We start from the raw sequence: 24,538 nt of genomic DNA, 5'->3' as shown, positions 1-24,538 counted from the left end.
TGTGCGGGCGAGGTAGGGCGCTCAACCCGCGAGACGGTGGTCCCGTGATGCCGGTGGACGCTGGCATCCTGGGCGGCAGCACTGCGCCGTACGCCTCTCCGATGCCGACGCCGAATCAGGAGTTCTCCCCGCGTGAGCAGTACACCCGCACCCCACGGGCGGCCGCCCCTGCACGCGGTGCAAGTGCTGGGCAGCGGGGGAGCCGGCAGCGGCGCGCACGTGCGGTCGCTGGCGGCGGGGCTGGTGGCGCGCGGGGTGCGGGTGACGGTGTGCGCGCCGCAGCGGACGGGCGAAGGATACGGATTCACGGCCGCGGGCGCGGCGTTCGCCCCCTTGTGGTCCGGGCCGGACGCCCTGGCCGTGGCCGGCATCCGCGCGGCGAGCGCCGGCGCCGACGTCGTCCACGCGCACGGCCTCCGCTCCGCCGTCCTCGCCGCCCTGGCGCTGCGCGGCCGCCGCACCCCCCTGGTGGTCACCTGGCACACGACACGGTCCGCGGCAGGCCCCCGCGGCCGGTTCGTACGGCTGATGGAGCGGCGCGCGGCCCGCGCCGCCGCCGTCGTCCTCGGCGTGACGGCGGAGCTGGTCGACCGGGCCCGGATGCGCGGCGCGCGGGACGCCCGGCTGGCCCCCGCGGCCGTGCCCGCCCCGCGCCCGGCCTCCGAGGACGACGAGCCGAAGGACAAGACCCGCGCCGAACTGGGCGCGGTCGCCCGCCCGTTGCTCGTCACCGTCGGCCGTCTGGAGCCCGGCCAGGGGCACGGCCCGCTGCTGGACGCGGCCCGCGCCTGGCGCGAGCTGGACCCCGAGCCGCTGCTGATCATCGCGGGCGAGGGGCCCGAACGCCCGCTGCTGCAGCGCCGCATCGAGGACGAAGGCCTGCCGGTCCGCCTGGTCGGCCGCCGGGACGACGTCCCCGAGCTCCTCGCCACCGCCGACGTCGCGATCCTGCCGAGCCGCTGGGAGGCCCGCTCCCTGCTCGCCCAGGAGGCGCTGCACGCGGGAGTCCCCCTGGTCGCGACGGCGGTCGGCGGCGTCCCGGACCTCGTCGGCGACGCGGCCGAGCTCGTTCCGTACGGGGATTCCACCGCCCTCGCCGGAGCGGTGACCCGCCTGCTGGCGGACCCGGCCCGCCGCGCCGAGCTCACCGCCGCCGGCCGCGCCCAGGCGGCCACCTGGCCCACGGAGGACGACACGGTCGCCCACGTCCTGAGCGTGTACGACGAGCTCGCCCCGGGCGGTTAGCGGCGGCCGGGCGGTCTTCTTCCGCGGGCCGGCGCGCCGCTCAGGCCGCCGGACCCCAGTGCGCCGGCCGGCTCAGCCCCGCCGGCAGCTTCGTCCGCGCATCGCCCCGCGCCGCGTTGAGCTGGGCCTGGGTGAGGAAGACGCTGCCGGTGAGGTCGGCGCCGCCCAGGTCCGCGTCGCGCAGATCGGTCCCCAGGAGGTCGGCGGTGCGCAGGTCCGCGCCGTTCAGGTCGGCGGCGATCAGGTACGCCCCGCGCAGATTGGCGCCCCGCAGGTTCGCCCCGCGGAGCCGGGCTCCCATGAGGTCGGCACCGCGCCGGTTCTTCTTCTTGCCCGGGACCTGCGCCCGGACGAGCTCGCTGGCCCGCAGCAGCAGTTCGCCGACCTCCTGCCGGCGCGCCGGCACGTCCACCGCGAGAAGCGTCTCGGGGCTCTCGTGGGTCACCCGCTCGACGTCGTCGTGCACGCGGCGGATCTCGGCGTGCAGCTGCCGGGCCGCCGGCAGGGTGAGGGCCTCGGCCAGGTACCAGAGCAGCTCGTGCAGCTGCCGCACGACCGGGTAGACCGCGAACATCTGCCGGGCCGCCCCCGGATCCTGCCGCCAGTCGCGGCCGCCGAAGGTGATCTGGGAGACCTTCTGCCCAGCGCCCTGGCAGTCGTAGACGGTGCAGCCCGAGAAGCCCTTCTTCCGCAGGCTCGTGTGGATGCCGCAGCGGAAGTCCTGCTGCAGATTGCCGCACGGCTTCCCGGCGTCCTTGCTCACGGCGAAGTCCGCCGATGCCACGAACGGCAGCGCCACGCAGCACAGCGCGAAGCAGCTGCCGCAGTCCGCCCGCAGATCCTCGCGGTCCGCAACGGCGGCGCCCGCCGCTGCCTCGTTCTTCTTCGTCCCCGTCACCGTTCGAGTAGAGCCCGGGGCATCTGCGCAGGTCAAATCCATTCGGTGTGACGTCGGGCGCGCAGCGCCAGGCCCAGCGCCAGGACCGTCTCCGGGTCTTCCAGGTCCACGCCCAGCAGCCGTCCGATCCTGGCCAGCCGGTCGTAGAGCGTCTGGCGGTTGAGGTGGAGCTCGCGCGCGGTCTCCGCCTTGCGGCCCGCGTGGGAGAGGTACGCGGCGAGCGTGGGCAGCAGCGCGGGCCGCGCGGCGGCGTCGTGCGCGATCAGCGGGCCCAGCACCCGGTCGACGAACGCCGCCAGATCCCCCTGGGAACGCAGCCGCCACAGCAGGACGTCGACGTCGAGCCGCCGCACGTCGTGCCAGGGCCGGTCCGGCAGCCCCTGGGCCGCCGTCGCCGCCTCGGCCGCGTGCCGCAGCTCCGCCCCGGCCGTCTCCCACGTCGCCGCCGCCCCGGCCACCACGACCGGCGCCGGGAACCCCGCCCGCAGCGCGCCCGCCCGCAGCGCCCCCGCCACCCGGTCGGCCACCGCGGCCCGCTCCGCCGCGTCCCGCAGGCCCACCAGCAGCGGAACCCGCCCCTCCGGCAGCCGGACGCCCAGCAGCACGGGCACCCCCGCACCGGCCAGCTCCTCCTGCACCGCACAGGCCAGCGCCGCCCGGGCGTCCGGCGGAGCCAGATCCGTGGCCGGCCGCATCACCAGCGGCAGCAGCGGACCGGGACCCGGCCGGAAACCCAGCACCCGCGCCTGCGCCGCCGCCTCGCCCGCCGGCACCCGGCCCTCGGCGAGGCCGGCCAGGAAGTCACCGCGCCCGCGCGCCGCCAGCTCCTCCTCCTGACGGGCCTGCAGCAGCACGATCGCCAGCAGCCCCGCCGCCCGCTCCGCCGCGATTCGGTGCACGGGCGCCAGCGGCGCGTCCACCGGCAGGACGGCCAGCCGGGCCCGTACGGCACCGGGCCCCGGGCCGTTCCCGGGGATGTCCGTGACGACCGCCCCCGCCAGGCCAGCCGACCGCAGCCCCTCCCACACCTGCAGCGGATCCGTCCCTCCCGCCGCGTCCTCCGGCCCCGCCGCGTACAGCAGCCGGCCGTCCGGGGTCTCCAGGAACACCGGATTGCCCGCGAAGCCCGCGAACAGCCGCAGCACCTCCGGCACCCCGCCGCCGCCCAGCAGCACCTCCGTGCAGCGCCGGTGCACCTCCTCCGCGCGCCGCAGCAAGGCGTAGTGCTCGTTGACGAGCTCGGTGTGGATCTCCTCCGTCACCGCGACGAACGGCACCTCCCGGTGCAGCTGCACGAGCGGCAGCCCGTACGAGCGCGCCGTGTCCACCACCGCCGCGGGCAGCGTCGAGAACCGCGCACCCAGCTCGACCACCAGCGCCGCGATGCCCCGCTCGGCGAGCCCGCGCACGAAGCCGCGCTGCTCCGCCGGGCGGCTGCCGAGGCCCAGACCGGTCGTCAGCAGCAGCTCGCCGCCCTTCAGCAGGGCGGCGATGTTCGGCGCCTCGCCCGCGTGCACCCACCGTACGGACCGGCCGAGCCGGTCGCCTGCGGCGAGCACTTCGGGAAGGCCCTTGCGCAGAGTGGGCAGTTCCAGGGCCTGGGCCACGGTAATGCCCTGGGGGATGTGCGGTTCCATGAGGCGGAACCTACCCGGCTGCCCAGCCGGGTCGTCAGGTACGGCCTTGAGGCCGGTTCGGCACCGCCGGTCACGTGGTGGGGGCTTCTCGCCGTTGCGGCGGGAGGGCTGCCCCGGCAGGCCCCCGTCACGGCCCGGCGCTCCGCGGCAAACGCCTTATACACGGCCCGGCGCCGCCCCTACCCTGACCCCCATGACTGCAGCCCCCGAGTCCGTCCCCTCCGGCATATCCCGTGCCCCGGGCCCCGCCCTGCCCGACCGCGCCGCCGTCCAGCGCCGTACGGTCAGGGTCCTCATGTCCGCCCAGGTCGTCATCGGCATCGGCATGGGGGCAGTGCTCTCCTCCGGCGGTCTGCTCATCGAGCACCTCACCGGCTCCGAGGCCGCCGCCGGCTTCGCCACCACCCTCATCACCCTCGGCGCCGCCCTGCTGTCCGTACCGCTCGCCGCCCTCTCCCGCTCCCGCGGCCGCCGCGCCGGGCTCGGCACGGGCTGGCTGGTCGCCTCCGCGGGAGCGCTGACCGTGCTCGCCGGCGCCGCCCTCCGCTGGGCCCCCCTCGCCCTGGCCGGCATGCTCCTCCTCGGCTCCGGCACCGCCGCCAACCTGCAGTCGCGCTACGCCGCCACCGACCTCGCCGAGAAGGAGGGCCGGGCCCGCGCGCTCTCCCTCGTGGTCTGGGCGGCGACGGCCGGCGCCGTCCTCGGGCCCAACCTCAGCGGGCCCGGAGCGGCCGTCGCCCGCCCGCTCGGGCTGCCCGACGAGGCGGGCACCTTCGTCTTCTCCGCCGTCGCCTTCCTCGCCGGCGCGGCCGTGATCCGGGCCCGCCTGCGGCCCGATCCGCTGCTGCTGGCCGCCCGCCTGGAGACCGCCGCGGAGCCGGCCCGGCGGGCCCCCTTCCTTACCCGAATGAGCGGCGCCCTGCGACACGTGGCCGCATCACCCTCCGCGCTGACCGGGCTGACCGCGCTGGTCCTCGGGCATGCCGTGATGGTGTCGGTGATGACGATGACGCCCGTCCACCTCGCCCACCACGGGGCCTCGCTCAGCGTCGTCGGCCTCACCATCAGCCTGCACATCGCAGGCATGTACGCGCTCTCGCCCCTCGTGGGCAAGGCCGCGGACCGGATCGGGCGGGTACCGGTGATCCTGGCCGGTCAGGTGCTCTTCGTCGCCGCGACGCTGCTCGCGGGCACGGCGGGCAGCCGGCAGTGGGCCGTCGCGGCCGGTCTGTTCCTGCTGGGTGTCGCGTGGTCGTGCGCGACGGTCGCCGGCTCGACGCTGCTGAGTGAATCGGTCGACGCCCGGCACCGGCCCGAGGTGCAGGGCGCCTCGGACACGCTGATGAACCTCGTCGGGGCGGCGGGCGGGGCGCTCTCCGGAGCGTTCGTCGCTTTCAGCGGGTACGGGGGCCTGAACGCTGCGGCGGCGGTTCTCGTACTGCCGGTCAGCGGCTGTGCGCTCTACTTCGCCTTGCGGCGCCGGTAGCCGGGCCCCGGCGTGCTCGGCACCGCCGGACCGCGCCGTCGTGATTGCTCGCCGTCGCGGCGGAGAAGAAAGGGGCAAGGCCCCTTCCGGCTCCGGCGGAGCGCCGCCCGGCAGAGCAGGCGCCCGGCCTCTTTCGGCCCGCGTTCCCGCGGCGGGGAAATGGCCCGCCGCGGCGCAGGAAGACTGATCCCGCCGCGACGGCGCTCAGCCCCCGCGGCGAGAGTCCGGCGGAATCGCAGGCCACCGGAACCCGTACGTACCGCTATCCCCCGAACGCGCTGGACGCCGTCAGACGGAGCGCCGTGTCGATCAGCGGCACGTGGCTGAACGCCTGCGGGAAGTTGCCCACCTGCCGCTGCAGCCGCGGATCCCACTCCTCCGCCAGCAGCCCCAGGTCGTTCCGCAGCCCCAGCAGCTTCTCGAACAGCTGCCGCGCCTCGTCGACCCGGCCGATCATCGCCAGGTCGTCCGCGAGCCAGAAGGAGCAGGCCAGGAACGCGCCCTCGTCGCCCTCCAGGCCGTCCACCCCGGCCTCCTCGCCCGCCGTCGGGTAGCGCAGGACGAAGCCGTCCGGCGTGGAGAGCTCGCGCTGGATGGCCTCGATCGTGCCGATGACGCGCTTGTCGTCGGGCGGCAGGAAGCCCATCTGCGGGATCAGCAGCAGGGAGGCGTCCAGCTCCTTCGACCCGTAGGACTGGGTGAAGGTGTTGCGCTCCTTGTCGTAGCCCTTCTCGCAGACGTCCCGGTGGATGTCGTCGCGCAGCTCGCGCCACCGCTCCAGGGGCCCGTCCACGTCACCGGACTCGATGAGCTTGATGGTGCGGTCGACGGCCACCCAGGCCATCACCTTGGAGTGCACGAAGTGGCGGCGCGGGCCGCGCACCTCCCAGATGCCCTCGTCGGGCTCGTTCCAGTGGTCTTCCAGGTAGGTGATGAGGCGCAGCTGCAGCACCGACGCGTAGTCGTTGCGGGCGAGGCCCGTCATGTGGGCCAGGTGCAGGGCCTCGGTGACCTCGCCGTAGACGTCCAGCTGGAGCTGGTCGGCCGCGCCGTTGCCGACCCGGACCGGCGAGGAGTTCTCGTAGCCGGGCAGCCAGGGCAGCTCGGCCTCGCCCAGCTCGCGCTCGCCGGCGATGCCGTACATGATCTGCAGGTTCTCGGGGTCGCCGGCGACCGCGCGCAGCAGCCACTCGCGCCAGGCGCGGGCCTCCTCGCGGTAGCCGGTGCGCAGCAGCGAGGAGAGGGTGATGGCGGCGTCGCGCAGCCATGTGTAGCGGTAGTCCCAGTTGCGGACGCCGCCGATCTCCTCGGGCAGGGAGGTGGTGGGGGCGGCCACGATGCCGCCGGTCGGGGCGTAGGTGAGCGCCTTGAGCGTGATCAGCGAGCGGATCACGGCGTCCCGGTAGGGCCCGTGGTACGTGCAGTGCTCGACCCACTCCCGCCAGAAGTCCTCCGTGGCCGCCAGCGAGCCCTCCGGGTCCGGCAGGGCGGGCGGTTCCCGGTGCGAGGGCTGCCAGCTGATGGCGAAGGCGACGCGCTCGCCGGGGGAGACGGTGAAGTCGGAGTAGGTGGTGAGGTCCTTGCCGAAGGTGTCGACGGAGGTGTCGAGCCACACCGAGTCCGGGCCGGCCACGGCCACCGTGCGGTCGCCGACCTTGTGCACCCAGGGCACGACCCGGCCGTAGGAGAAGCGCATCCGCAGCGCGGAGCGCATCTGCACCCGCCCGCTGACGCCCTCCACGATGCGGATCAGCTGGGGGGCGCCGTCGCGCGGCGGCATGAAGTCGATGACGCGGACGGTGCCGCGCGGGGTGTCCCACTCGGACTCGAGCACGAGGGAGTCCCCCCGGTACCGGCGGCGGTCCGCGGTCGGCGGCGCCGCCCCCGAGGGGTGCGCGGGGCCGACCCGCCAGAAGCCGTGTTCCTCCGTGCCGAGCAGACCGGCGAACGCGGCATGCGAATCGAATCGGGGCAGGCACAGCCAGTCGGCCGTGCCGTCCCGGCAGACAAGGGCGGCGGTCTGCATATCACCGATGAGTGCGTAATCCTCGATACGCCCGGCCACGTCATCTCCAGTCGAACGGCGCCACATGACCCCGTGCGGGGTCCCTCTTGCGGTCAAGCGATCTTTAGACGAGCTCTGTTCCGGAAGCTGCTTCTCCCTGCGGGTACCGGTACCCCCTGCGGTGGCTGGGGGAGGTGGCTGGGGGAGGGCGGGATGATGCCGTGCCGGCCGGCTCGCTGCATGTGTCCGAGCAGGATACGACGCCGAGTTGGTGCGACGCGCGACGGTTGGAGGACGAATCTGAGCCGAATGGGTGGCCTGTGACGCAGCCGCCACGCACGGCCACACAGGGTGCCGGGACGCGTCGGCGGAAGCGGCCGGGCCGGGGCGCTGATACCCTGGTACCCCGTGGACCGGTGGGCGCAAGACCCCCCAACCGCAGCGACGGCACCCCCGAAAACTCCGGGCGGGCGCCGGTACGCACCCTCCACTCGCGACCACGGGAGCCCCCCTTTGGCCATTGCCGCAAAGCCCACGACGACCAAGCACCTCTTCGTCACGGGGGGTGTCGCCTCCTCTCTCGGGAAGGGTCTGACCGCCTCCAGCCTGGGCGCGCTGCTCAAGGCGCGGGGTCTGCGGGTCACGATGCAGAAGCTCGACCCCTACCTCAACGTAGACCCGGGCACCATGAACCCGTTCCAGCACGGTGAAGTGTTCGTCACCAACGACGGCGCCGAGACCGACCTGGACATCGGCCACTACGAGCGCTTCCTGGACGTCGACCTCGACGGCTCGGCCAACGTCACCACCGGCCAGGTGTACTCCTCGGTGATCGCCAAGGAGCGGCGCGGCGAGTACCTGGGCGACACCGTGCAGGTCATCCCGCACATCACCAACGAGATCAAGCACCGCATCCGCCGCATGGCCACCGACGACGTCGACGTCGTCATCACCGAGGTCGGCGGCACGGTCGGCGACATCGAGTCGCTGCCGTTCCTGGAGACCGTCCGCCAGGTCCGCCACGAGGTCGGCCGCGACAACGTCTTCGTGGTGCACATCTCGCTGCTGCCCTACATCGGTCCCTCGGGCGAGCTGAAGACCAAGCCCACCCAGCACTCGGTCGCGGCCCTGCGCAACATCGGCATCCAGCCCGACGCGATCGTGCTGCGCGCCGACCGCGAGGTCCCCACCGCCATCAAGCGCAAGATCTCCCTGATGTGCGACGTCGACGAGGCCGCGGTCGTGGCCGCGATCGACGCCCCGTCGATCTACGACATCCCGAAGGTGCTGCACACCGAGGGCCTGGACGCCTACGTCGTCCGCAAGCTCGACCTGCCCTTCCGCGACGTGAACTGGACCCAGTGGGAGGACCTGCTGGACCGCGTCCACAACCCCTCGCACGAGGTCACCGTCGCCCTGGTCGGCAAGTACATCGACCTGCCCGACGCCTACCTCTCGGTCACCGAGGCGATCCGCGCCGGCGGCTTCGCCAACCGTGCCAAGGTCAAGGTCAAGTGGGTCGCCTCCGACGAGTGCAAGACCCCGGCCGGCGCCGCCGCCCAGCTCGGTGACGTCGACGCCATCTGCGTCCCCGGCGGCTTCGGCGACCGCGGCGTGAACGGCAAGGTGGGCGCGATCACCTACGCCCGCGAGAACAAGGTGCCGCTGCTGGGCCTGTGCCTGGGCCTGCAGTGCGTGGTCATCGAGGCCGCCCGCAACCTGGCCGGCATCGAGGGCGCCAACTCCACCGAGTTCGACCCCGCCACCGCCAACCCGGTCGTCTCCACCATGGCCGAGCAGCTGGACATCGTCGCCGGCGAGGGCGACATGGGCGGCACGATGCGCCTGGGCATGTACCCGGCCAAGCTCGCCGAGGGCTCCATCGTCCGTGAGGTCTACGGCAACGAGCAGTACGTGGAGGAGCGCCACCGTCACCGCTACGAGGTGAACAACTCCTACCGCGCCGAGCTGGAGAAGGCCGGCCTGGTCTTCTCGGGCACCTCCCCGGACAACAAGCTCGTGGAGTACGTGGAGTACCCGCGCGAGGTGCACCCCTACCTGGTGGCCACCCAGGCCCACCCGGAGCTGCGCTCCCGCCCGACCCGCCCGCACCCGCTCTTCGCGGGCCTGGTCAAGGCTGCCGTCGAGCGTCAGCAGGGCTGACCGATACGGTTGACCGGGGTGAAGGTTTCCGCACGGAGGCCTTCACCCCGGTTTCCGCTTTTCTGGAGGAACGTAGATGGGCATCAAGGACACCGCCGCCGAGTGGCAGGTCAACGCGAGCACGACCCCGTTCGTCGGCAACAAGACCAGCGTCCGCACGGACGAGGTGGTGATGCCCGACGGAACGGTCGTCACGCGCGACTACCAGGTGCACCCCGGCTCGGTCGCCGTCCTCGCCCTGGACGCCGAGGGCCGCGTCCTGGTCATCAACCAGTACCGCCACCCGGTCCGGCAGCGGCTGTGGGAGATCCCCGCCGGCCTCCTCGACGTCCCCGGCGAGAACCCGCTGCACGCCGCGCAGCGCGAGCTGTACGAGGAGGCCCACGTCAAGGCCGAGGACTGGCGGGTGCTGACCGACGTCTACACCACGCCCGGCGGCTGCGACGAGGCCGTGCGGATCTTCCTGGCCCGGGAGATCTCCGACGTCGAGGGCGACCGCTTCGAGGTGGAGCACGAGGAGCTCGACATGGAGCTCGCCCGGGTGCCGCTCCAGGAGCTGGTGCGGGGCGCCCTCGCGGGCGAGCTGCACAACAACTGCCTGGTCGTCGGCGTCCTCTCGCTCGCCGCGGCGCTGGCCGGCGATGGCGTGGACGCCCTCCGCCCGGCGGACGCGGAATGGCCCGCGCGGCCCTTCGAGGCGTGACGCCCTTCCGGCGGATCCGTAGGCGGCCCCCGGCCGTCGCGGATTCCGCCGGACCCTCGCCGCCGTGGTTGCTCCCCCAGCTACCGCTGGGAGGTGCCCCCAGCCGTTGCGGCGGGAGGTTTTCTGCCGGGGTCCGGCGCACTCGGTCGTCCTACCATCACGAGAACCGAATAGGTGATCTTCTACGGCGGCGGCCGGGACTCACCGGGGCACGCCGGGCCGTGAACTAGGCTCGACGCGTGCTCGACCGCGGCCGCGGCGGGCTCGTGCGTGGCAGGTGGACGGGAGTGTGCCCCGTGGCGGAGCAGGCGGTGGAGACCGGCGACGGGATGGCGGCGGCGCCGCCGGGGCGGCGGCTGTCCGCCCCGGTCGCGGGCGTGCCGGCCCGCCCGGCGGCCCCGGTGCTGCCCGGCTTCGTCGGCCGCCGCCGGGAGCTGGAGGAGCTGCGCGCCGACATCGTCCGCGCGGGCCTCGACACCCTCGCCGGCCGCAAGAGCGGGCGCGGCCGGGTCCTGCTCATCGCCGGGCGGCCCGGGTCCGGCCGGACCGCCCTGGCCGAGGAGCTCGCCGGTCAGCTCGCGGGCCAGTACCCCGACGGCGTGCTGCGCGCCCGGCTCACCGAGGCCGGCGGCGAGCCCGTCCCCACCGAGCGGACGGCCCGCGCCCTGCTCACCGCCCTCGGCGAGCCCGTCCCCGCGGGCGCCGGGGAGGACGAGCTGACGCAGGCGGTGCGCACCGCCCTCAAGGGCCGCCGGGCGCTGCTGCTGCTCGACGACGCGGCGGGCGCCGAGCAGGTGGACCCCTTCCTCCCGGACAAGTCCGAGTGCCTGGTGGTGGCCGTCTCGCGCGGCCCGCTGACCGGCGTGCCCGACGTGCGGCCCTGCACCCTGGGCGGCCTCGACACCGCGTCCGGCATCGAGCTCCTGGAGCGCTACGCCGGCCCCACCCGCATCACCTGCGACCCGGCCGCGGCGACCGCCGTGGTGGAGGAGTGCGGCGGCCAGCCCGCGGCGCTGGTCCTGGTCGGCGGCTGGCTCGCGGCCCTGTCCAAGCTGTCCGTGGTGGACGCGGTCACCCGGCTGCGGGAGCTGCCGCCCGGCGACGGCCACGACATCGCGGCCCGCCCCCTGGCCCGTGCCTTCCGGCTCGCCTACGAAGCGCTGCCGGCACCCTCCGCCCGCATCCTGCGGCTCCTCGCCCTGGCCCCGGCGGGTGCCGCCGACGCCCACACCACCTCCGCGCTGGCGGGCTGCTCGGTGTCCGCCGCGCAGACCGCCCTGGAGGACTTCGAGGGCCGCGGCCTGCTGCGGGCCGAGCCCGCCGTGGGCTCGCTGCCGCCGCAGTACCTGGTGCCCGGCTGTCTCCTGGGCATGCTGAAGGAGCTGATGCGGACTCAGGAGCGGCCGGCCGAGGTCGAACTCGCGCGGGCGCGGATGCTGGAGCGCACCGTCCGCCAGCTGCACTCGTGCCGGGCCGCCACCCGCACCGGCGACCCGCTGACCCGCAAGCGCCTCGCGGAGCTGCCCAGACCCCTGCGGTTCTCCTCGCCGCAGGCCGCGGGGGAGTGGCTGACCCACCGGCTCCCGGCCCTGCTGGCGGCCGCGCGGCTGGCCGTGCAGGACGGCCGTCTGGACACCCTGGCCCGGCGCCTGATGTCCGCCCTGACCCGTGCCCTGACGGCGCACTTCGGCGCCGAGGAGGCCGGCCCGGAGCTCTACGGGCTCCACCAGCTCGTCCTGGACGTGGCCCGGCGCTGCGAGATGCCGCTGGAGAAGGCCGCGGCCCTGCTCAACCTGGGCGACCTGGACGCCCGGGCCGGCCGCACCGCCGCCGCCCTCGGCCGCTACCGGGAGGCGCTCGACGCCTCCCGCGGGGCGGCCGACCCGTACGCGATCAGCCGCTCCCTGGAGTCCATCGCCGCCTCGTACCACGAGCTCGGCGACTGGGAGCGGGCCGTCGACTGGTACGGGCGCGCCCTGGAGCTGCGCCTGACGCGCGGTGAACTCGCCGACGAGGCGCGGCTGTACGGCCGCCTGGGCGCCGTACGCAGCTACGCCGGGCAGTGGAACGAAGCCCTCCGGGCCTGGCGGGCGGCGGCCGCCGCGTGCCGCCGGCTGCGGGACCTGCCCGGCCACGCACGGGCCCTCGGCGAGATCGCCCGCGTGCACGAGCACGCGGGCCGGCCGCAGGACGCCGTGCGGACCTGCCGGGAGGCCGTGGAGTGCGCGCGGCAGGCGGGCGACGACCGGCTCCGGGCCGCGATGCTGCTGCGCCTCGCCGACACCCTGGAGCGGCTCGGCGACCCCGCGGGGGCGGCCGGGCACCGGTCCGAGGCCGGGGAGCTGCTGACGGCACCGCCCGGCGGCCCCATAGCGGCCCCGCCCGTGCCCCTGCCCTCGCCGGGGCCCCCGCCCGGCCCCGCGTTCGCCGAGACCGAGGTGCCCTGGAACCGGACGGACTGAGGACCGGCCGGGCCCGGACTGAACCCCGACTGAGTCCGGACTGAGCGTGGACCGAGCACAGACCGACTGTTACCTGCGAAAGCGGTAGTGGTCTTCCAAAAAATAGGCTCTTTGCAAGGCTAGACAGCGCAGGATCCTTCATTAGACTGGTTGGGCCGCGATCGCCGCGGTCTGCTCTGGTGTGCCCCCGCATTTCCGGAATAGCCTGTATTTCTCTGATTCAAGGACCGTGATCGACGTGAAGGTCGGCATCCCCCGCGAGGTCAAGAACAACGAGTTCCGCGTGGCCATCACGCCCGCCGGCGTGCATGAGCTCGTGCGCAACGGCCACCAGGTCTTCGTCGAGAAGAACGCCGGTGTCGGCTCGTCCATCACCGACGCCGAGTACGTCGCGGCCGGTGCCGCGATCCTGGACACGGCCGACGAGGTCTGGTCCACCGCCGACCTGCTGCTGAAGGTCAAGGAGCCCATCGCGGAGGAGTACCACCGCCTGCGCAAGGGGCAGACCCTCTTCACCTACCTGCACCTCGCCGCCTCCCGCGAGTGCACCGACGCCCTGCTGCAGTCCGGCACCACGGCGATCGCGTACGAGACGGTCGAGCTCGCCAACCGCGCCCTGCCGCTGCTCGCCCCGATGTCCGAGGTCGCGGGCCGGCTGGCCCCGCAGGTCGGCGCGTACCACCTGATGCGCTCGGCCGGCGGCCGCGGCGTCCTGCCGGGCGGCGTCCCGGGCACGGCGGCCGGCAAGGCCGTCGTCATCGGCGGCGGCGTCTCCGGCTGGAACGCCGCGCAGATCGCCGTCGGCATGGGCTTCCACGTCACCCTGCTCGACAAGGACATCAACAAGCTCCGCGAGGCCGACAAGGTCTTCGGCACCAAGGTGCAGACGATCGTCTCCAACGCCTTCGAGCTGGAGAAGGCCGTCGTCGAGGCCGACCTCGTCATCGGTGCCGTCCTCATCCCGGGCGCCAAGGCCCCGAAGCTGGTCACCAACGAGCTCGTCGCCAAGATGAAGCCCGGAAGTGTACTTGTCGACATTGCGATCGACCAGGGCGGCTGCTTCGAGGACTCCCGTCCGACCACCCACGCCGAGCCGACCTTCCAGGTCCACAACTCGGTGTTCTACTGCGTCGCCAACATGCCGGGCGCGGTGCCGAACACCTCCACCTACGCGCTGACCAACGCCACGCTGCCGTACATCGTGGAGCTGGCCAACCGCGGCTGGCAGGAGGCGCTCAGCCGTGACGCCGCCCTCGCCAAGGGCCTCAACACCCACGAGGGACAGGTGGTTTACGGTCCCGTCGCCGAGGCGCACGGCCTGCCGTTCGTCGAACTGAGCACCCTGCTCGGCTGAGTCGTCAACACGACACGCCAAGAGCGCACACCCGGCCGGGCCTTGTTGAGCAAGGTCCGGCCGGTGATGTTTTTGCCCAGTTCGTGCCCGCTTTGCGAGCGGTTTCGACGCCTGGTCACCCACCCGCGAAACTTCCGGGTTGTGGGCCGCAGACCCTTGACAGAAGCCCGTTCGATTGCCGACACATCGTGCCGTCTCCGGCGGATTGTGTTGCTGCGAACCGCCGACACGCCATAGAGTCGCCAACCGTCGGCATGGTGCAACGCTGACCTATCTAGATGTTTCCTGGTCACCAAGGAGGTAGGACGACTTGTGAATGAGTCGACATTTGCTCCCGGGGGTGGTCACCCAGGAATGTCTGCGCAGGGCCAGAGTCCCACGGGGCTCCAAGCTGTCGGCTCCGTCGCTGTCCACACCTTCGCGGCACACCAGAACATCCAGAGCACACCGACAGCCCACCAGAGCATGGACGGCCATCACGTGAACGCCATGGCCGGCGACCGGGGCGGGGTCGATCCCGCGCGGCTCGCCGACTACGAGGACGTGCCCGACGGGCACTTCTACGACCCTGACGCGGAGTACGAGCCCGACCCCGAGTACGCGGCCACCCTCGCGCCCGACGCTGCCCGGCAGCGCCGCGAGCGCATCGGCCCGACCGGGCGTCCCCTGCCGTACTTCCCCATCCCCGGACCGCTGACCGACCACGGCCCCGCGAAGATCATCGCGATGTGCAACCAGAAGGGCGGGGTCGGCAAGACCACCTCGACCATCAATCTGGGTGCCGCCCTGGCCGAGTACGGGCGCCGGGTGCTGCTCGTCGACTTCGACCCGCAGGGCGCGCTCTCCGTCGGCCTCGGCGTCAATCCGATGGAGCTGGACCTGACGGTCTACAACCTCCTGATGGAGCGGGGCATGTCGGCCGACGAGGTCCTCCTCAAGACGGCCGTGCCCAACATGGACCTGCTGCCCAGCAATATCGATTTGTCAGCCGCCGAGGTCCAGCTCGTCAGCGAGGTGGCCCGCGAATCGACGCTGCAGCGCGCCCTCAAGCCGCTGCTCGCCGACTACGACTACATCGTCATCGACTGCCAGCCCTCGCTCGGCCTGCTCACCGTCAACGCCCTGACGGCCGCTCACAAGGTGATCGTCCCGCTGGAGTGCGAGTTCTTCGCGCTGCGCGGCGTGGCGCTGCTCACCGAGACGATCGAGAAGGTCCAGGAGCGGCTCAACCCCGACCTGGAGCTCGACGGCATCCTCGCCACCATGTACGACTCGCGGACCGTGCACAGCCGTGAGGTCCTCGCACGGGTGGTCGAGGCCTTCGACGACCACGTCTACCACACGGTCATCGGCCGTACGGTCCGCTTCCCCGAGACCACGGTCGCGGGCGAGCCCATCACCACGTACGCGTCCAACTCCGTCGGCGCCGCCGCCTACCGACAGCTGGCCAGGGAGGTGCTCGCCCGGTGTCACGCCGAGTGAGTCTGCCCGGCGCCGACGAACTGTTCCGTACGACCGGGGGGTCCGGGCTGCAGTCCTCCTCCCCCCGCCGGCAGGCGAACGGGGAGGGCGGCCCGCGGGTGCCCGGCCCGGCCGGTGACTCCGACACCACGCCCGAGGGCGGCGCGGGCGCCGCCGGCGAGCGGGGCGAGCACGGCGGCCGCGGGGCGGCTGCGGCCGGGACCACGGCCGACCAGGGCACCGCCGAGCGCCGCTCCGGGGCCGCGCAGGAGCGCCCCGCGGGCGCCGGCCGGGCCGCGGGCCAGGGCGAGGCCGCCCCGCCCGTCCAGGGCCGCCGCCGCGGGCGCGGAGCGGGCCGCAGGCCCAGCGGCCGGGAGCGCCACGACGAGAAGATCACGGTCTACGTCTCCGCCGAGGAGCTCATGGACCTCGAGCACGCCCGGCTGGTGCTGCGCGGCGAGCACGGCCTCGCGGTCGACCGCGGCAGGATCGTGCGGGAGGCCGTCGCGGTCGTCCTCGCCGACCTGGAGTCGCGGGGCGACGCGAGCATCCTCGTACGGCGCCTGCGCGGCCGCTGAGCGGTTCCGCTGCGCTAGCCTCGCTAGCCCCTGCCGTGACCACGCCCCGAGCGCCGTCGTACGGCCCGTTCCGCCCCCACCTGGATCACCGATGCCCGCAGCCGCCTCCTCTCCGGCCCGCCGTCCCCTCGGCCGTGGCCCGGCCGGCCGGGCGCATCCGCAGCCGCCCGTGGAGGGCGAGGCCGGGGCCGCCGGGAGCACGGAGCCCGGGTCGCCGGCTCCCGGGGCGGAGCCTTCCGGGGCCGGAGCCCCGGTCGCGGAGCCGGCCCCCGGGCCGGGCGCCGCCGCGCCGGAGACCACCGCCCCCGCCCACGCCGGAGACGACTCGCGGTTCACCGTCCGGCTCGCCAACTTCGAAGGGCCCTTCGACCTCCTCCTGCAGCTGATCGCCAAGCACAAGCTGGACGTCACCGAGGTCGCCCTCTCCCGGGTCACGGACGAGTTCATGGCGCACATCCGCGCCATGGGCCCCGATTTCGACCTCGACCAGACGACCGAGTTCCTCGTCGTCGCCGCGACCCTGCTCGACCTCAAGGCGGCCCGGCTGCTGCCGGCCGCCGAGGTCGAGGACGAGGCCGACCTCGCCCTCCTGGAGGCCCGTGACCTGCTGTTCGCCCGGCTGCTGCAGTACCGGGCCTACAAGCGGGTCGCGGAGATCTTCAGCGGGCGGCTGGACGACGAGGCGCGCCGCTTCCCCCGTACGGTCGGCCTGGAGCCGCACCACGCGGAGCTGCTGCCCGAGGTCGTCCTCGGTATCGGTGCCGCACGCCTCGCCGAGCTGGCCGTCAAGGCCATGCGGCCCAGGCCGGCGCCGCAGGTCTACGTCGACCACATCCACGCACCGCTCGTCAGCGTCCGCGAGCAGGCCGAGGTCGTGGTGGCCCGGCTGCGCGAGGGGGGCCGGGCGACCTTCGGGGAGCTGACCGGCGACGCCGCCGACACCCTGACCGTCGTCGCCCGCTTCCTGGCCCTGCTGGAGCTCTACCGCGAGCGCGTGGTCGCCCTGGACCAGGACGAGGCCCTGGGGGAGCTGACGGTGTGCTGGACGGGCGGGGACGAGGCGAGCCCGCGGGTGACGGACGAGTTCGACCGCGCGCCGGAGACCGAGCCGGAGGAGAGTGCACAGTGAGCGCAGAGACGTACGAGGGCGAAGAGGCGCCGGCCGGGGCCTCCGCCGTGGCCCGGCTCGACCTCGGGCCCGCGCTGGAAGCCGTCCTCATGGTCGTCGACGAGCCCGCCACCGAGGAGCACCTCGCCAGGGTCCTGGAGCGCCCCCGCCGCGCGATCGCCGAAGCCCTCGCCGGGCTGGCCGCGGAGTACACCGCCCAGGGGCGCGGCTTCGAGCTGCGGCAGGTCGCCGGGGGCTGGCGCTTCTTCACCCGCCCGGCCTACGCGGACGCCGTCGAGGCGTTCGTCCTCGACGGCCAGCAGGCGCGGCTCACGCAGGCCGCACTGGAGACGCTGGCCGTCGTCGCGTACCGTCAACCGGTCAGCCGTTCGAAGGTCTCCGCGGTGCGCGGCGTGAACTGCGACGGCGTGATGCGCACCCTCCTCCAGCGGGGTCTGGTGGAGGAGGCGGGGACGGAACCCGAAACAGGTGCGATCCTGTACAGGACGACGAACTACTTTCTGGAGCGCATGGGCCTGCGCGGCCTGGACGAGCTCCCGGAGCTCGCGCCCTTCCTCCCCGAGGCGGAGGCGATCGAGGGCGACACTCAGGAAGGTGTGCCGTCGTTCGATCCGGACGCACCGGACACCGAAGCGGACGACAAGACGGAACTTTGATGCGAAGCAGCGGCAGGAACAGCGGAAGCGGCAACCGGGACGACCGGGGCGGTCGAGGACGTCCGGCGTCCGGGGGCGGGCGCGCGGGCGGCGGCCGTTCCGGCGGTGCGCGTTCGGGCGGCGGGCGTTCGGGCGGACGGCCCGAGGGCGGCCGCTCGGGAGCCCCGCGCGACGACCGGCAGCAGGAGCGCCCGCGCCGTCCGCGCCCGGAGGAGCGCCGTTACGACGTCGGCCCCGACGCCGAGCGCACCCGTGGCGGTGCCACCAGCGGCCGTGCCACCGGCCCCACCAGCGGCCGGGGCGAGGCGGCCCGCGGCGGCGCCAAGGGCGGCCCCCGGCGTAGCAGCGCGGCCGGCGGCCGCGGCGGTGCGCCCGGCCGCGGGCAGCGGTCCGTGCCGGCCCGTCCGCGCGAGCTCGACGCCAAGATCGAGGAGCGGAACCGCGAGCGGCACAACAAGCCGCAGGTGAAGACCCCCAAGACCTTCCCCGGCGCCGAGCAGGAGGGCGAGCGCCTGCAGAAGGTGCTGGCCCGGGCCGGCATGGGCTCCCGCCGCGCCTGCGAGGAGCTGATCGAGCAGGCCCGCGTCGAGGTCAACGGGCAGATCGTCACCGAGCAGGGCCTGCGGGTCGACCCGGAGAAGGACGAGATCAAGGTCGACGGCCTGACCGTCGCCACCCAGTCCTACCTCTTCTTCGCCCTCAACAAGCCGGCCGGCGTCGTCTCCACCATGGAGGACCCCGACGGCCGCCAGTGCCTCGGCGACTACGTCACCAACCGCGAGACCCGGCTCTTCCACGTCGGCCGCCTCGACACGGAGACCGAGGGCATCATCCTGCTCACCAACCACGGCGAGCTGGCCCACCGGCTGACGCACCCGCGGTACGGCGTGCAGAAGACGTACCTCGCCGCGATCACCGGGCCGCTGCCGCGCGACATCGGCAAGCAGCTGAAGAACGGCATCGAGCTGGAGGACGGGTACGCCCGCGCGGACAACTTCCGCGTCATCCAGCAGACCGGCAAGAACTACCTGGTCGAGGTCACCCTCCACGAGGGCCGCAAGCACATCGTGCGGCGCATGCTGGCCGAGGCGGGCTTCCCCGTCGAGAAGCTCGTCCGCACGGCCTTCGGCCCGATCGCCCTGGGCGACCAGAAGTCGGGCTGGCTGCGCCGCCTGACGAACACCGAGGTCGGCATGCTGATGCGCGAGGTCGACCTCTAAGCGGCGGGAGTGCCGGCCGCGCGGCGCCCGCGCGGCCGGTACCCGGCCTGCGCCTCAGCCCGCCCGGAGCGCCGAAGCGCGGCGCACGCGTATGAGGAAGTCCTCGACGCGGGCGTGGTCCGGTTCTGCGGGCAGGGGGCTGGTGCGGGCCGCTTCGGCGGCCTCTTCGGCGAGGCGGTTCAGCCAGGCCTCGGCCTCGGGCCAGGGCACCTCGCCCCGCCGCACGGCCAGCAGCGGCTCGCGCAGGTCGCCGACGTCGAGCACGAGCGACCCCGTGCGCAGCAGGTCGCGGCCGCACATCAGCAGCCGCAGCGCGTGCATCACGGGCTTCCAGCGCCGTGGCGTGCCGTGCGCCCGCACGTCCGCCTCGAACTTCTTGCGCTGGTCCGCCGCGTAACCCGCGTACGTCTTGTGGACCCTGCGGGAGAGGAACGCCTCCCGCAGGGCCAGCAGCTCGCGCCCGGTGTCGTCGGCGTGCTCGACCAGCGGGGAGTGCAGGCACTCCAGAATGTTCGGGTTGCCGCGGAGCGCGAGCTCGCAGAACCGCTCCAGCTCCCAGGAGAACTGCTCCTCGGCCGGCCCCTCCACGTGCGGCGGCGGCTTGTCGAAGCCCCAGAACAGGGGCGTCGGCGCCACGTACACGCCGCGCCGGTCCGTGTCGCTCGCCTCCGTCGCCAGCCCGAAGGCCCGCGAGCCCATCACGCACGCGTAGACGGTGTGCCCGGCGACCAGCGCGCCCGGGTTCACGACCACACCGCCAGGCCCGTGGCGCGGCCGTCCTCGTCGCGCTGGATCTCCATCATTCCCTCGACCGCGTCGCGGTTGATGCGCCCGAAGACGTGCGGGAAGCGCGTGCCCGGGTCGACGCCCGGCGGCGGCGCCGGGTCGGCGGCCTCCCAGCGGACCAGGACGTCCAGCTTGTGCTCGTCGATCAGGAGGACCATCAGCGGGCCGCGCACGTCCTTGTAGAAGGCCGTGGCCACGGCGAGCGTCGTCTCCTCGTCGGGCGAGCAGTGGACGAAGCCGTCCTCGGAGAGGGAGGCGGGGGAGTACGGGCGGTCGGGCACGGCCAGCCAGTCGTCCAGGGGCACCACGTGGTAGATCATGTGCACGGTTGTACCGGACGCGGGCCCGGCAGTCCCGCAGGGCGCCCGCCCCGCACGGCCGGCGGAGCGGCTGGATAGGCTGGCCGGGCCCGCTCTCCGTCACGCTCCACGCACCTCGCAAGGACTCCCAGTGAGAACCGCCCTCGTCATCGGCACCGGACTGATCGGCACCTCGGCCGCGCTCGCCCTCGCGGGCCGCGGAGTCCACGTCCACCTCAGGGACCACGACCCGGACGCGGCGCGGACGGCCGCGGCACGGGGCGCCGGCACCGATCAGGCGCCGGAGGGCCCCGTCGACCTGGTGATCGTCGCGGTGCCGCCGGCACACGTCGCGGCCACGCTCGCCGGGGCGATCCGGGACGGCCTCGGCCGGGGCTACGTCGACGTCGCGAGCGTCAAGGGCGGCCCGCGCCGCGAGCTGGAGGCGCTCGGCGCCGACCTCTCCTGCTACCTCGGCACGCATCCCATGGCCGGCCGCGAGCGCTCCGGCCCCATGGCCGCCACCGCCGACCTCTTCGAGGGCCGCCCGTGGGTGCTCACCCCCACCCGCGACACCGACACCGAGGTCCTCAACCTCGCCCTGGAGGTCGTCGCCCTGTGCCGCGCGGTCCCCGTGGTGATGGGCGCCGACGACCACGACCGGGCCGTCGCCCTCGTCTCGCACACCCCGCACCTGCTCTCCAGCATGGTCGCCGCCCGCCTGCAGGACGCGGACGAGACGGCCGTGCGGCTGTGCGGGCAGGGCATCCGCGACGTGACCCGGATCGCCGCCTCCGACCCGCGGCTGTGGGTGGAGATCCTCTCCGCCAACCCCGGACCCGTCGCCGACATCCTCGCCGCGGTCGCCTCCGACCTGGACGAGACGGTACGGGCCCTGCGCGCGCTGGAGGCCGCCGACGACGACAAGCGGGGCGAGGGCGCCGCCGGCCTGGAGGACGTCCTGCGGCGCGGCAACGCGGGCCGCAGCCGGGTGCCGGGCAAGCACGGGGCGGCCCCGGCCGCGTACGAGACGGTCACCGTCCTCATCGGCGACCAGCCGGGCGAGCTCGCCCGGATCTTCGCCGACGCGGGCCGGGCCGGCGTGAACATCGAGGACGTCCGCATCGAGCACGCGACGGGCCAGCAGGCGGGCCTGATCCAGCTCATGGTCGAACCGGGCGCGGTGGGGTCCCTGACCGCGGCCCTCCGCGAGCAGGGCTGGTCGCTGAGGCAGTAGCGCGGCGGAGACCCGTCGGGAGCGGCCGCCGCCCCGGGCGTGCCCGGGGCGCTCCCGCGAGCCAGTAACCTTGTCGGAGGCTGGTAAGAGCCGCCCGTATTCCCCTCCCGTGCTCAAGGAAGGTGTCTGACACCGTGGAAACCGCCGCCCGGACCGCTCCGGCAGCAGTCATCGTCGGCATCGACGGCCCCTCCGGCACGGGCAAGTCCAGCACGTCCAAGGCCGTCGCGGCCAAGCTCGGCCTGCGCTACCTGGACACCGGCGCGCAGTACCGCGCGATCACGTGGTGGATGCTGAGCAACGGCATCGACGTCAACGACGCCGACGCGGTCGCCGCCGCCGCGGGCAAGCCCGAGATCATCTCGGGCACCGACCCGTCCGCGCCGACCATCACGGTCGACGGCGCCGACGCCGCGGGCCCCATCCGCACCCAGGAGGTCACCTCCGCGGTCAGCGCCGTCAGCGCCGTCCCGGAGGTGCGCACGCGCCTGACCGAGCTGCAGCGGACGATCGCCGCCGAGGCACCGGCCGGCATCGTCGTCGAGGGCCGTGACATCGGCACGACCGTGCTGCCCGACGCCGACCTCAAGATCTTCCTGACGGCCTCCGCCGAGGCCCGTGCCGCCCGCCGCAGCGGCGAGCTGAAGGGCAAGGAGGCCACCGACCTGGCCGCCACCCAGGCCGCCCTGATCAAGCGGGACGCCGCCGACTCCGGCCGCAAGACCTCGCCGCTGGCCAAGGCCGGCGACGCGGTCGAGGTGGACACCACGGAGCTCACCTTGGATCAGGTGATCGAGTGCGTGGTGACCCTCGTCGAGGAGCGGCGCAGCCGAGGCGCAGCGCAGGTTGAGGGTTCCGAGTGAGGAACGAGCGAGGGGCACTCGGCCGGAGCGGAGCCGAGGCGGAGCGCGACCAAGAGCACGGGAAGCGGTCGGCGTGACCGCTTCCCCGGGGGGTGCCGCCGTCGGCCGGCGGATCGGCATAGGCCTGATGTACGGGCTGTGGAAGCCGCGCGTGCTGGGCGCCTGGCGGGTGCCCGCCGCGGGGCCGGTCATCCTGGCCGTCAACCACTCCCACAACATCGACGGCCCGATGCTCATGGGCACCGCGCCCCGGCCGGTGCACTTCCTGATCAAGAAGGAGGCGTTCGTAGGCCCCCTCGGCCCGTTCCTGGAAGGGATCGGACAGCTGAAGGTGGACCGGGCGAGCGCCGACCGCGCCGCGATCACCGAGGCGCTGGGCGTGCTGGAGCACGGCGGGGTGCTGGGGATCTTCCCCGAGGGCACCCGCGGCGAGGGCGACTTCGCCTCGCTGCGCGCCGGCCTCGCCTACTTCGCGGTGCGGGCCGGGGCGCCGATCGTGCCGGTGGCGGTGCTCGGCAGCACCGAGCGCAAGGGCCGCCTCGTGCGCGGTCTGCCGCCGCTGCGCAGCCGCGTCGACGTCGTCTTCGGGGACGCCTTCGAGGCCGGTGACGGCAGCGGCCGGCGCACGCGGAAGGCGCTGGACGAGGCGACCGTCCGCATCCAGCAGCGGCTGGGCGCGCACCTGGCGGACGCCAAGCGGCTGACCGGCCGCTGAACGAGACTTAGTAGCGGGCCCGCGGGTCCGCCGACCATACGAACGAGGAACGGACTTCATGAACGACCAGATCCACGGCGACGAGCACGGTGAGCTTGGCGACGCCGAGTACGCGGAGTTCATGGAGCTCGCGGCGCAGGAGGGCTTCGAGGCCGAGGAGATCGAGGGCGCCCTCGGCGAGGCCGGTCACGGCCCGCTGCCGGTGCTCGCCGTCGTCGGCCGCCCGAACGTCGGCAAGTCGACGCTCGTGAACCGCATCATCGGCCGCCGCGAGGCGGTCGTCGAGGACCGTCCGGGCGTCACCCGCGACCGCGTCACCTACGAGGCCGAGTGGGCCGGCCGCCGCTTCAAGGTCGTCGACACCGGCGGCTGGGAGCAGGACGTCCTGGGCATCGACGCCTCCGTCGCGGCCCAGGCCGAGTACGCGATCGAGGCGGCCGACGCGGTCGTCTTCGTCGTGGACGCCACCGTCGGCGCCACCGACACCGACGAGGCCGTCGTCAAGCTGCTGCGCCGGGCCGGCAAGCCCGTCGTGCTGTGCGCCAACAAGGTCGACGGCCCCTCCGCCGAGGCCGACGCCGCCATGCTGTGGTCGCTGGGCCTGGGCGAGCCGATGCCGGTCTCCGCCCTGCACGGCCGCGGCACCGGCGACATGCTGGACGAGGTCCTCAAGGCCCTGCCCGAGGCCCCGGCCCAGCGCTTCGGCACCGCCCTCGGCGGGCCGCGCCGCATCGCCCTGATCGGCCGCCCGAACGTCGGCAAGTCCTCCCTGCTGAACAAGGTGGCCGGCGAGGAGCGCGTCGTCGTCAACGAGATGGCCGGCACCACGCGTGACCCGGTCGACGAGCTGATCGAGCTCGGCGGGGTGACCTGGAAGTTCGTGGACACCGCGGGCATCCGCAAGCGCGTCCACCTCCAGGAGGGCGCCGACTACTACGCCTCCCTGCGCACCGCCGCCGCGGTCGAGAAGGCGGAGGTCGCGGTCATCCTGATCGACGCGAGCGAGTCGATCTCGGTCCAGGACCAGCGCATCATCACCATGGCCGTCGAGGCCGGCCGCGCGATCGTCATCGCGTACAACAAGTGGGACAACCTCGACGAGGAGCGCCGCTACTACCTGGAGCGGGAGATCGAGACCGAGCTCCAGCAGATCGCCTGGGCCCCGCGGGTGAACGTCTCGGCGCGCACCGGCCGGCACATGGAGAAGCTCGTTCCGGCGATCGAGACGGCCCTGGAGGGCTGGGAGACGCGCGTGCCGACCGGTCGGCTGAACGCCTTCCTCGGCGAGCTCGTCGCGGCCCACCCGCACCCGATCCGCGGCGGCAAGCAGCCCCGCATCCTCTTCGGCACCCAGGCGGGCACGAAGCCCCCGCGCTTCGTCCTCTTCGCCTCCGGCTTCATCGAGGCCGGCTACCGGCGGTTCGTCGAGCGCCGTCTGCGCGAGGAGTTCGGTTTCGAGGGGACGCCGATCCACATCTCGGTGCGGGTGCGGGAGAAGCGCGGCAAGAAGAAGTAGGCGAAACGAGCCGTGGGGGGGGGGCGGGGGGGGGCCCCCCCCCCCCCCCCCCGCGGGGGGGGGCCCCCCCCGCCGGCCGCGCGGGGGGGGGGGGGGGGGGGCGGGGGGGCGGCGGCCCCCCCCGG

The 24,538-nt window shown here is 74.0% G+C and carries 20 protein-coding genes; 15 read left to right on the top strand and 5 right to left on the bottom strand.

Annotation, left to right across the window (positions count from 1 at the left end; translation table 11 throughout):
* The first annotated feature begins 132 nt into the window (after nucleotides 1-132).
* Nucleotides 133-1,245, top strand: coding sequence for a glycosyltransferase family 4 protein (locus ACFZCD_RS28130; RefSeq protein ID WP_391835592.1), 1,113 nt, complete (start codon nucleotides 133-135; stop codon nucleotides 1,243-1,245).
* 40 nt (nucleotides 1,246-1,285) lie between these two features.
* On the opposite strand, the gene ACFZCD_RS28125 is transcribed toward ACFZCD_RS28130, so the two are convergent.
* On the bottom strand, nucleotides 1,286-2,143 hold the full coding sequence (locus ACFZCD_RS28125; protein WP_391835590.1) for a pentapeptide repeat-containing protein: 858 nt from the start codon (nucleotides 2,141-2,143) through the stop codon (nucleotides 1,286-1,288).
* Nucleotides 2,144-2,175: 32 nt separating this feature from the next.
* Complete coding sequence (locus ACFZCD_RS28120; RefSeq protein WP_391835588.1) at nucleotides 2,176-3,780, bottom strand: PucR family transcriptional regulator; 1,605 nt, start codon at nucleotides 3,778-3,780, stop codon at nucleotides 2,176-2,178.
* A gap of 193 nt (nucleotides 3,781-3,973) precedes the next feature.
* On the opposite strand from ACFZCD_RS28120, the gene ACFZCD_RS28115 reads away from it, so the two are divergent.
* Nucleotides 3,974-5,266: an MFS transporter gene (locus tag ACFZCD_RS28115; protein ID WP_391835586.1), complete on the top strand. Its 1,293-nt coding sequence runs from the start codon at nucleotides 3,974-3,976 to the stop codon at nucleotides 5,264-5,266.
* A gap of 262 nt (nucleotides 5,267-5,528) precedes the next feature.
* Here the strand turns inward: ACFZCD_RS28115 and ACFZCD_RS28110 are convergent, their stop codons facing one another.
* The gene (locus ACFZCD_RS28110; RefSeq protein ID WP_391835584.1) at nucleotides 5,529-7,331 is read right to left on the bottom strand and encodes a glycoside hydrolase family 15 protein; all 1,803 of its coding nucleotides are present in this window, start codon (nucleotides 7,329-7,331) and stop codon (nucleotides 5,529-5,531) included.
* Between the two features lie 453 nt (nucleotides 7,332-7,784).
* Here ACFZCD_RS28110 and ACFZCD_RS28105 point away from each other — a divergent pair, with 453 nt between their 5' ends.
* The 9 genes from ACFZCD_RS28105 to ACFZCD_RS28065 all read left to right on the top strand — a co-directional run bounded on the left by ACFZCD_RS28105 (nucleotide 7,785) and on the right by ACFZCD_RS28065 (nucleotide 18,997).
* The gene (locus ACFZCD_RS28105; RefSeq protein WP_391835582.1) at nucleotides 7,785-9,434 is read left to right on the top strand and encodes a CTP synthase; all 1,650 of its coding nucleotides are present in this window, start codon (nucleotides 7,785-7,787) and stop codon (nucleotides 9,432-9,434) included.
* A gap of 76 nt (nucleotides 9,435-9,510) precedes the next feature.
* Entirely contained in the window at nucleotides 9,511-10,137 is a 627-nt protein-coding gene (locus tag ACFZCD_RS28100) for an NUDIX domain-containing protein (protein ID WP_391835580.1), read from the top strand.
* Between the two features lie 296 nt (nucleotides 10,138-10,433).
* A complete protein-coding gene (locus tag ACFZCD_RS28095) occupies nucleotides 10,434-12,599 on the top strand; it encodes a tetratricopeptide repeat protein (protein WP_391835578.1) in 2,166 nt (721 codons plus the stop codon).
* Nucleotides 12,600-12,837: 238 nt separating this feature from the next.
* Nucleotides 12,838-13,953, top strand: a complete 1,116-nt coding sequence (ald, locus tag ACFZCD_RS28090) for an alanine dehydrogenase (protein ID WP_391835671.1) — start codon at nucleotides 12,838-12,840, stop codon at nucleotides 13,951-13,953.
* Between the two features lie 354 nt (nucleotides 13,954-14,307).
* Nucleotides 14,308-15,435, top strand: a complete 1,128-nt coding sequence (locus ACFZCD_RS28085; RefSeq protein WP_391835576.1) for a ParA family protein — start codon at nucleotides 14,308-14,310, stop codon at nucleotides 15,433-15,435.
* Entirely contained in the window at nucleotides 15,420-15,992 is a 573-nt protein-coding gene (locus ACFZCD_RS28080) for a hypothetical protein (RefSeq protein ID WP_391835574.1), read from the top strand. The genes ACFZCD_RS28085 and ACFZCD_RS28080 overlap by 16 nt, the downstream gene beginning before the upstream one ends.
* 91 nt (nucleotides 15,993-16,083) lie before the next feature.
* The gene (locus ACFZCD_RS28075; RefSeq protein WP_391835572.1) at nucleotides 16,084-17,121 is read left to right on the top strand and encodes a segregation/condensation protein A; all 1,038 of its coding nucleotides are present in this window, start codon (nucleotides 16,084-16,086) and stop codon (nucleotides 17,119-17,121) included.
* Complete coding sequence (scpB, locus tag ACFZCD_RS28070) at nucleotides 17,118-17,777, top strand: SMC-Scp complex subunit ScpB (RefSeq protein ID WP_391835570.1); 660 nt, start codon at nucleotides 17,118-17,120, stop codon at nucleotides 17,775-17,777. Before ACFZCD_RS28075 ends, scpB begins: the two co-directional genes overlap by 4 nt.
* Entirely contained in the window at nucleotides 17,777-18,997 is a 1,221-nt protein-coding gene (locus tag ACFZCD_RS28065; RefSeq protein WP_391835568.1) for a pseudouridine synthase, read from the top strand. The genes scpB and ACFZCD_RS28065 overlap by 1 nt, the downstream gene beginning before the upstream one ends.
* Nucleotides 18,998-19,051: 54 nt before the next feature.
* On the opposite strand, the gene ACFZCD_RS28060 is transcribed toward ACFZCD_RS28065, so the two are convergent.
* Both ACFZCD_RS28060 and ACFZCD_RS28055 read right to left on the bottom strand, forming a co-directional pair.
* Nucleotides 19,052-19,744, bottom strand: a complete 693-nt coding sequence (locus tag ACFZCD_RS28060; protein ID WP_391835566.1) for a DNA polymerase beta superfamily protein — start codon at nucleotides 19,742-19,744, stop codon at nucleotides 19,052-19,054.
* Nucleotides 19,741-20,103 (bottom strand): DUF952 domain-containing protein, encoded by a 363-nt coding sequence (locus ACFZCD_RS28055; protein ID WP_391835564.1) that lies wholly within the window; start codon nucleotides 20,101-20,103, stop codon nucleotides 19,741-19,743. Before ACFZCD_RS28055 ends, ACFZCD_RS28060 begins: the two co-directional genes overlap by 4 nt.
* 130 nt (nucleotides 20,104-20,233) lie before the next feature.
* Here ACFZCD_RS28055 and ACFZCD_RS28050 point away from each other — a divergent pair, with 130 nt between their 5' ends.
* The 4 genes from ACFZCD_RS28050 to der all read left to right on the top strand — a co-directional run bounded on the left by ACFZCD_RS28050 (nucleotide 20,234) and on the right by der (nucleotide 24,413).
* Nucleotides 20,234-21,319 (top strand): prephenate dehydrogenase, encoded by a 1,086-nt coding sequence (locus ACFZCD_RS28050; RefSeq protein WP_391835562.1) that lies wholly within the window; start codon nucleotides 20,234-20,236, stop codon nucleotides 21,317-21,319.
* Between the two features lie 134 nt (nucleotides 21,320-21,453).
* Complete coding sequence (gene cmk, locus ACFZCD_RS28045; protein ID WP_391835560.1) at nucleotides 21,454-22,182, top strand: (d)CMP kinase; 729 nt, start codon at nucleotides 21,454-21,456, stop codon at nucleotides 22,180-22,182.
* A 127-nt stretch (nucleotides 22,183-22,309) separates the two neighbouring features.
* A complete protein-coding gene (locus tag ACFZCD_RS28040; RefSeq protein ID WP_391835669.1) occupies nucleotides 22,310-22,897 on the top strand; it encodes a lysophospholipid acyltransferase family protein in 588 nt (195 codons plus the stop codon).
* 58 nt (nucleotides 22,898-22,955) lie between these two features.
* Nucleotides 22,956-24,413 carry a ribosome biogenesis GTPase Der gene (gene der, locus ACFZCD_RS28035; RefSeq protein WP_391835558.1) on the top strand — a complete coding sequence of 486 codons (1,458 nt, stop codon included), beginning with the start codon at nucleotides 22,956-22,958 and terminating at the stop codon, nucleotides 24,411-24,413.
* Nucleotides 24,414-24,538: the final 125 nt, after the last annotated feature.

Source organism: Streptomyces sp. NPDC008001, from assembly GCF_042958085.1.
Lineage (GTDB): Bacteria > Actinomycetota > Actinomycetes > Streptomycetales > Streptomycetaceae > Streptomyces.
The sequence above is the reverse complement of the archived record's forward strand: the minus strand, read 5'-3'. Positions and strand labels throughout refer to the sequence as shown.

Bases quoted from the DNA above. Each gene is read 5' to 3' on its own strand.
- ACFZCD_RS28120 (WP_391835588.1), bottom strand. From the start codon at position 3,780: ATGGAACCGCACATCCCCCAGGGCATTACCGTGGCCCAGGCCCTGGAA.
- ACFZCD_RS28115 (WP_391835586.1), top strand. From the start codon at position 3,974: ATGACTGCAGCCCCCGAGTCCGTCCCCTCCGGCATATCCCGTGCCCCG.
- ACFZCD_RS28100 (WP_391835580.1), top strand. From the start codon at position 9,511: ATGGGCATCAAGGACACCGCCGCCGAGTGGCAGGTCAACGCGAGCACG.
- ACFZCD_RS28085 (WP_391835576.1), top strand. From the start codon at position 14,308: ATGTCTGCGCAGGGCCAGAGTCCCACGGGGCTCCAAGCTGTCGGCTCC.
- ACFZCD_RS28075 (WP_391835572.1), top strand. From the start codon at position 16,084: ATGCCCGCAGCCGCCTCCTCTCCGGCCCGCCGTCCCCTCGGCCGTGGC.
- ACFZCD_RS28065 (WP_391835568.1), top strand. From the start codon at position 17,777: ATGCGAAGCAGCGGCAGGAACAGCGGAAGCGGCAACCGGGACGACCGG.
- ACFZCD_RS28055 (WP_391835564.1), bottom strand. From the start codon at position 20,103: ATGATCTACCACGTGGTGCCCCTGGACGACTGGCTGGCCGTGCCCGAC.
- ACFZCD_RS28040 (WP_391835669.1), top strand. From the start codon at position 22,310: ATGTACGGGCTGTGGAAGCCGCGCGTGCTGGGCGCCTGGCGGGTGCCC.
- der (WP_391835558.1), top strand. From the start codon at position 22,956: ATGAACGACCAGATCCACGGCGACGAGCACGGTGAGCTTGGCGACGCC.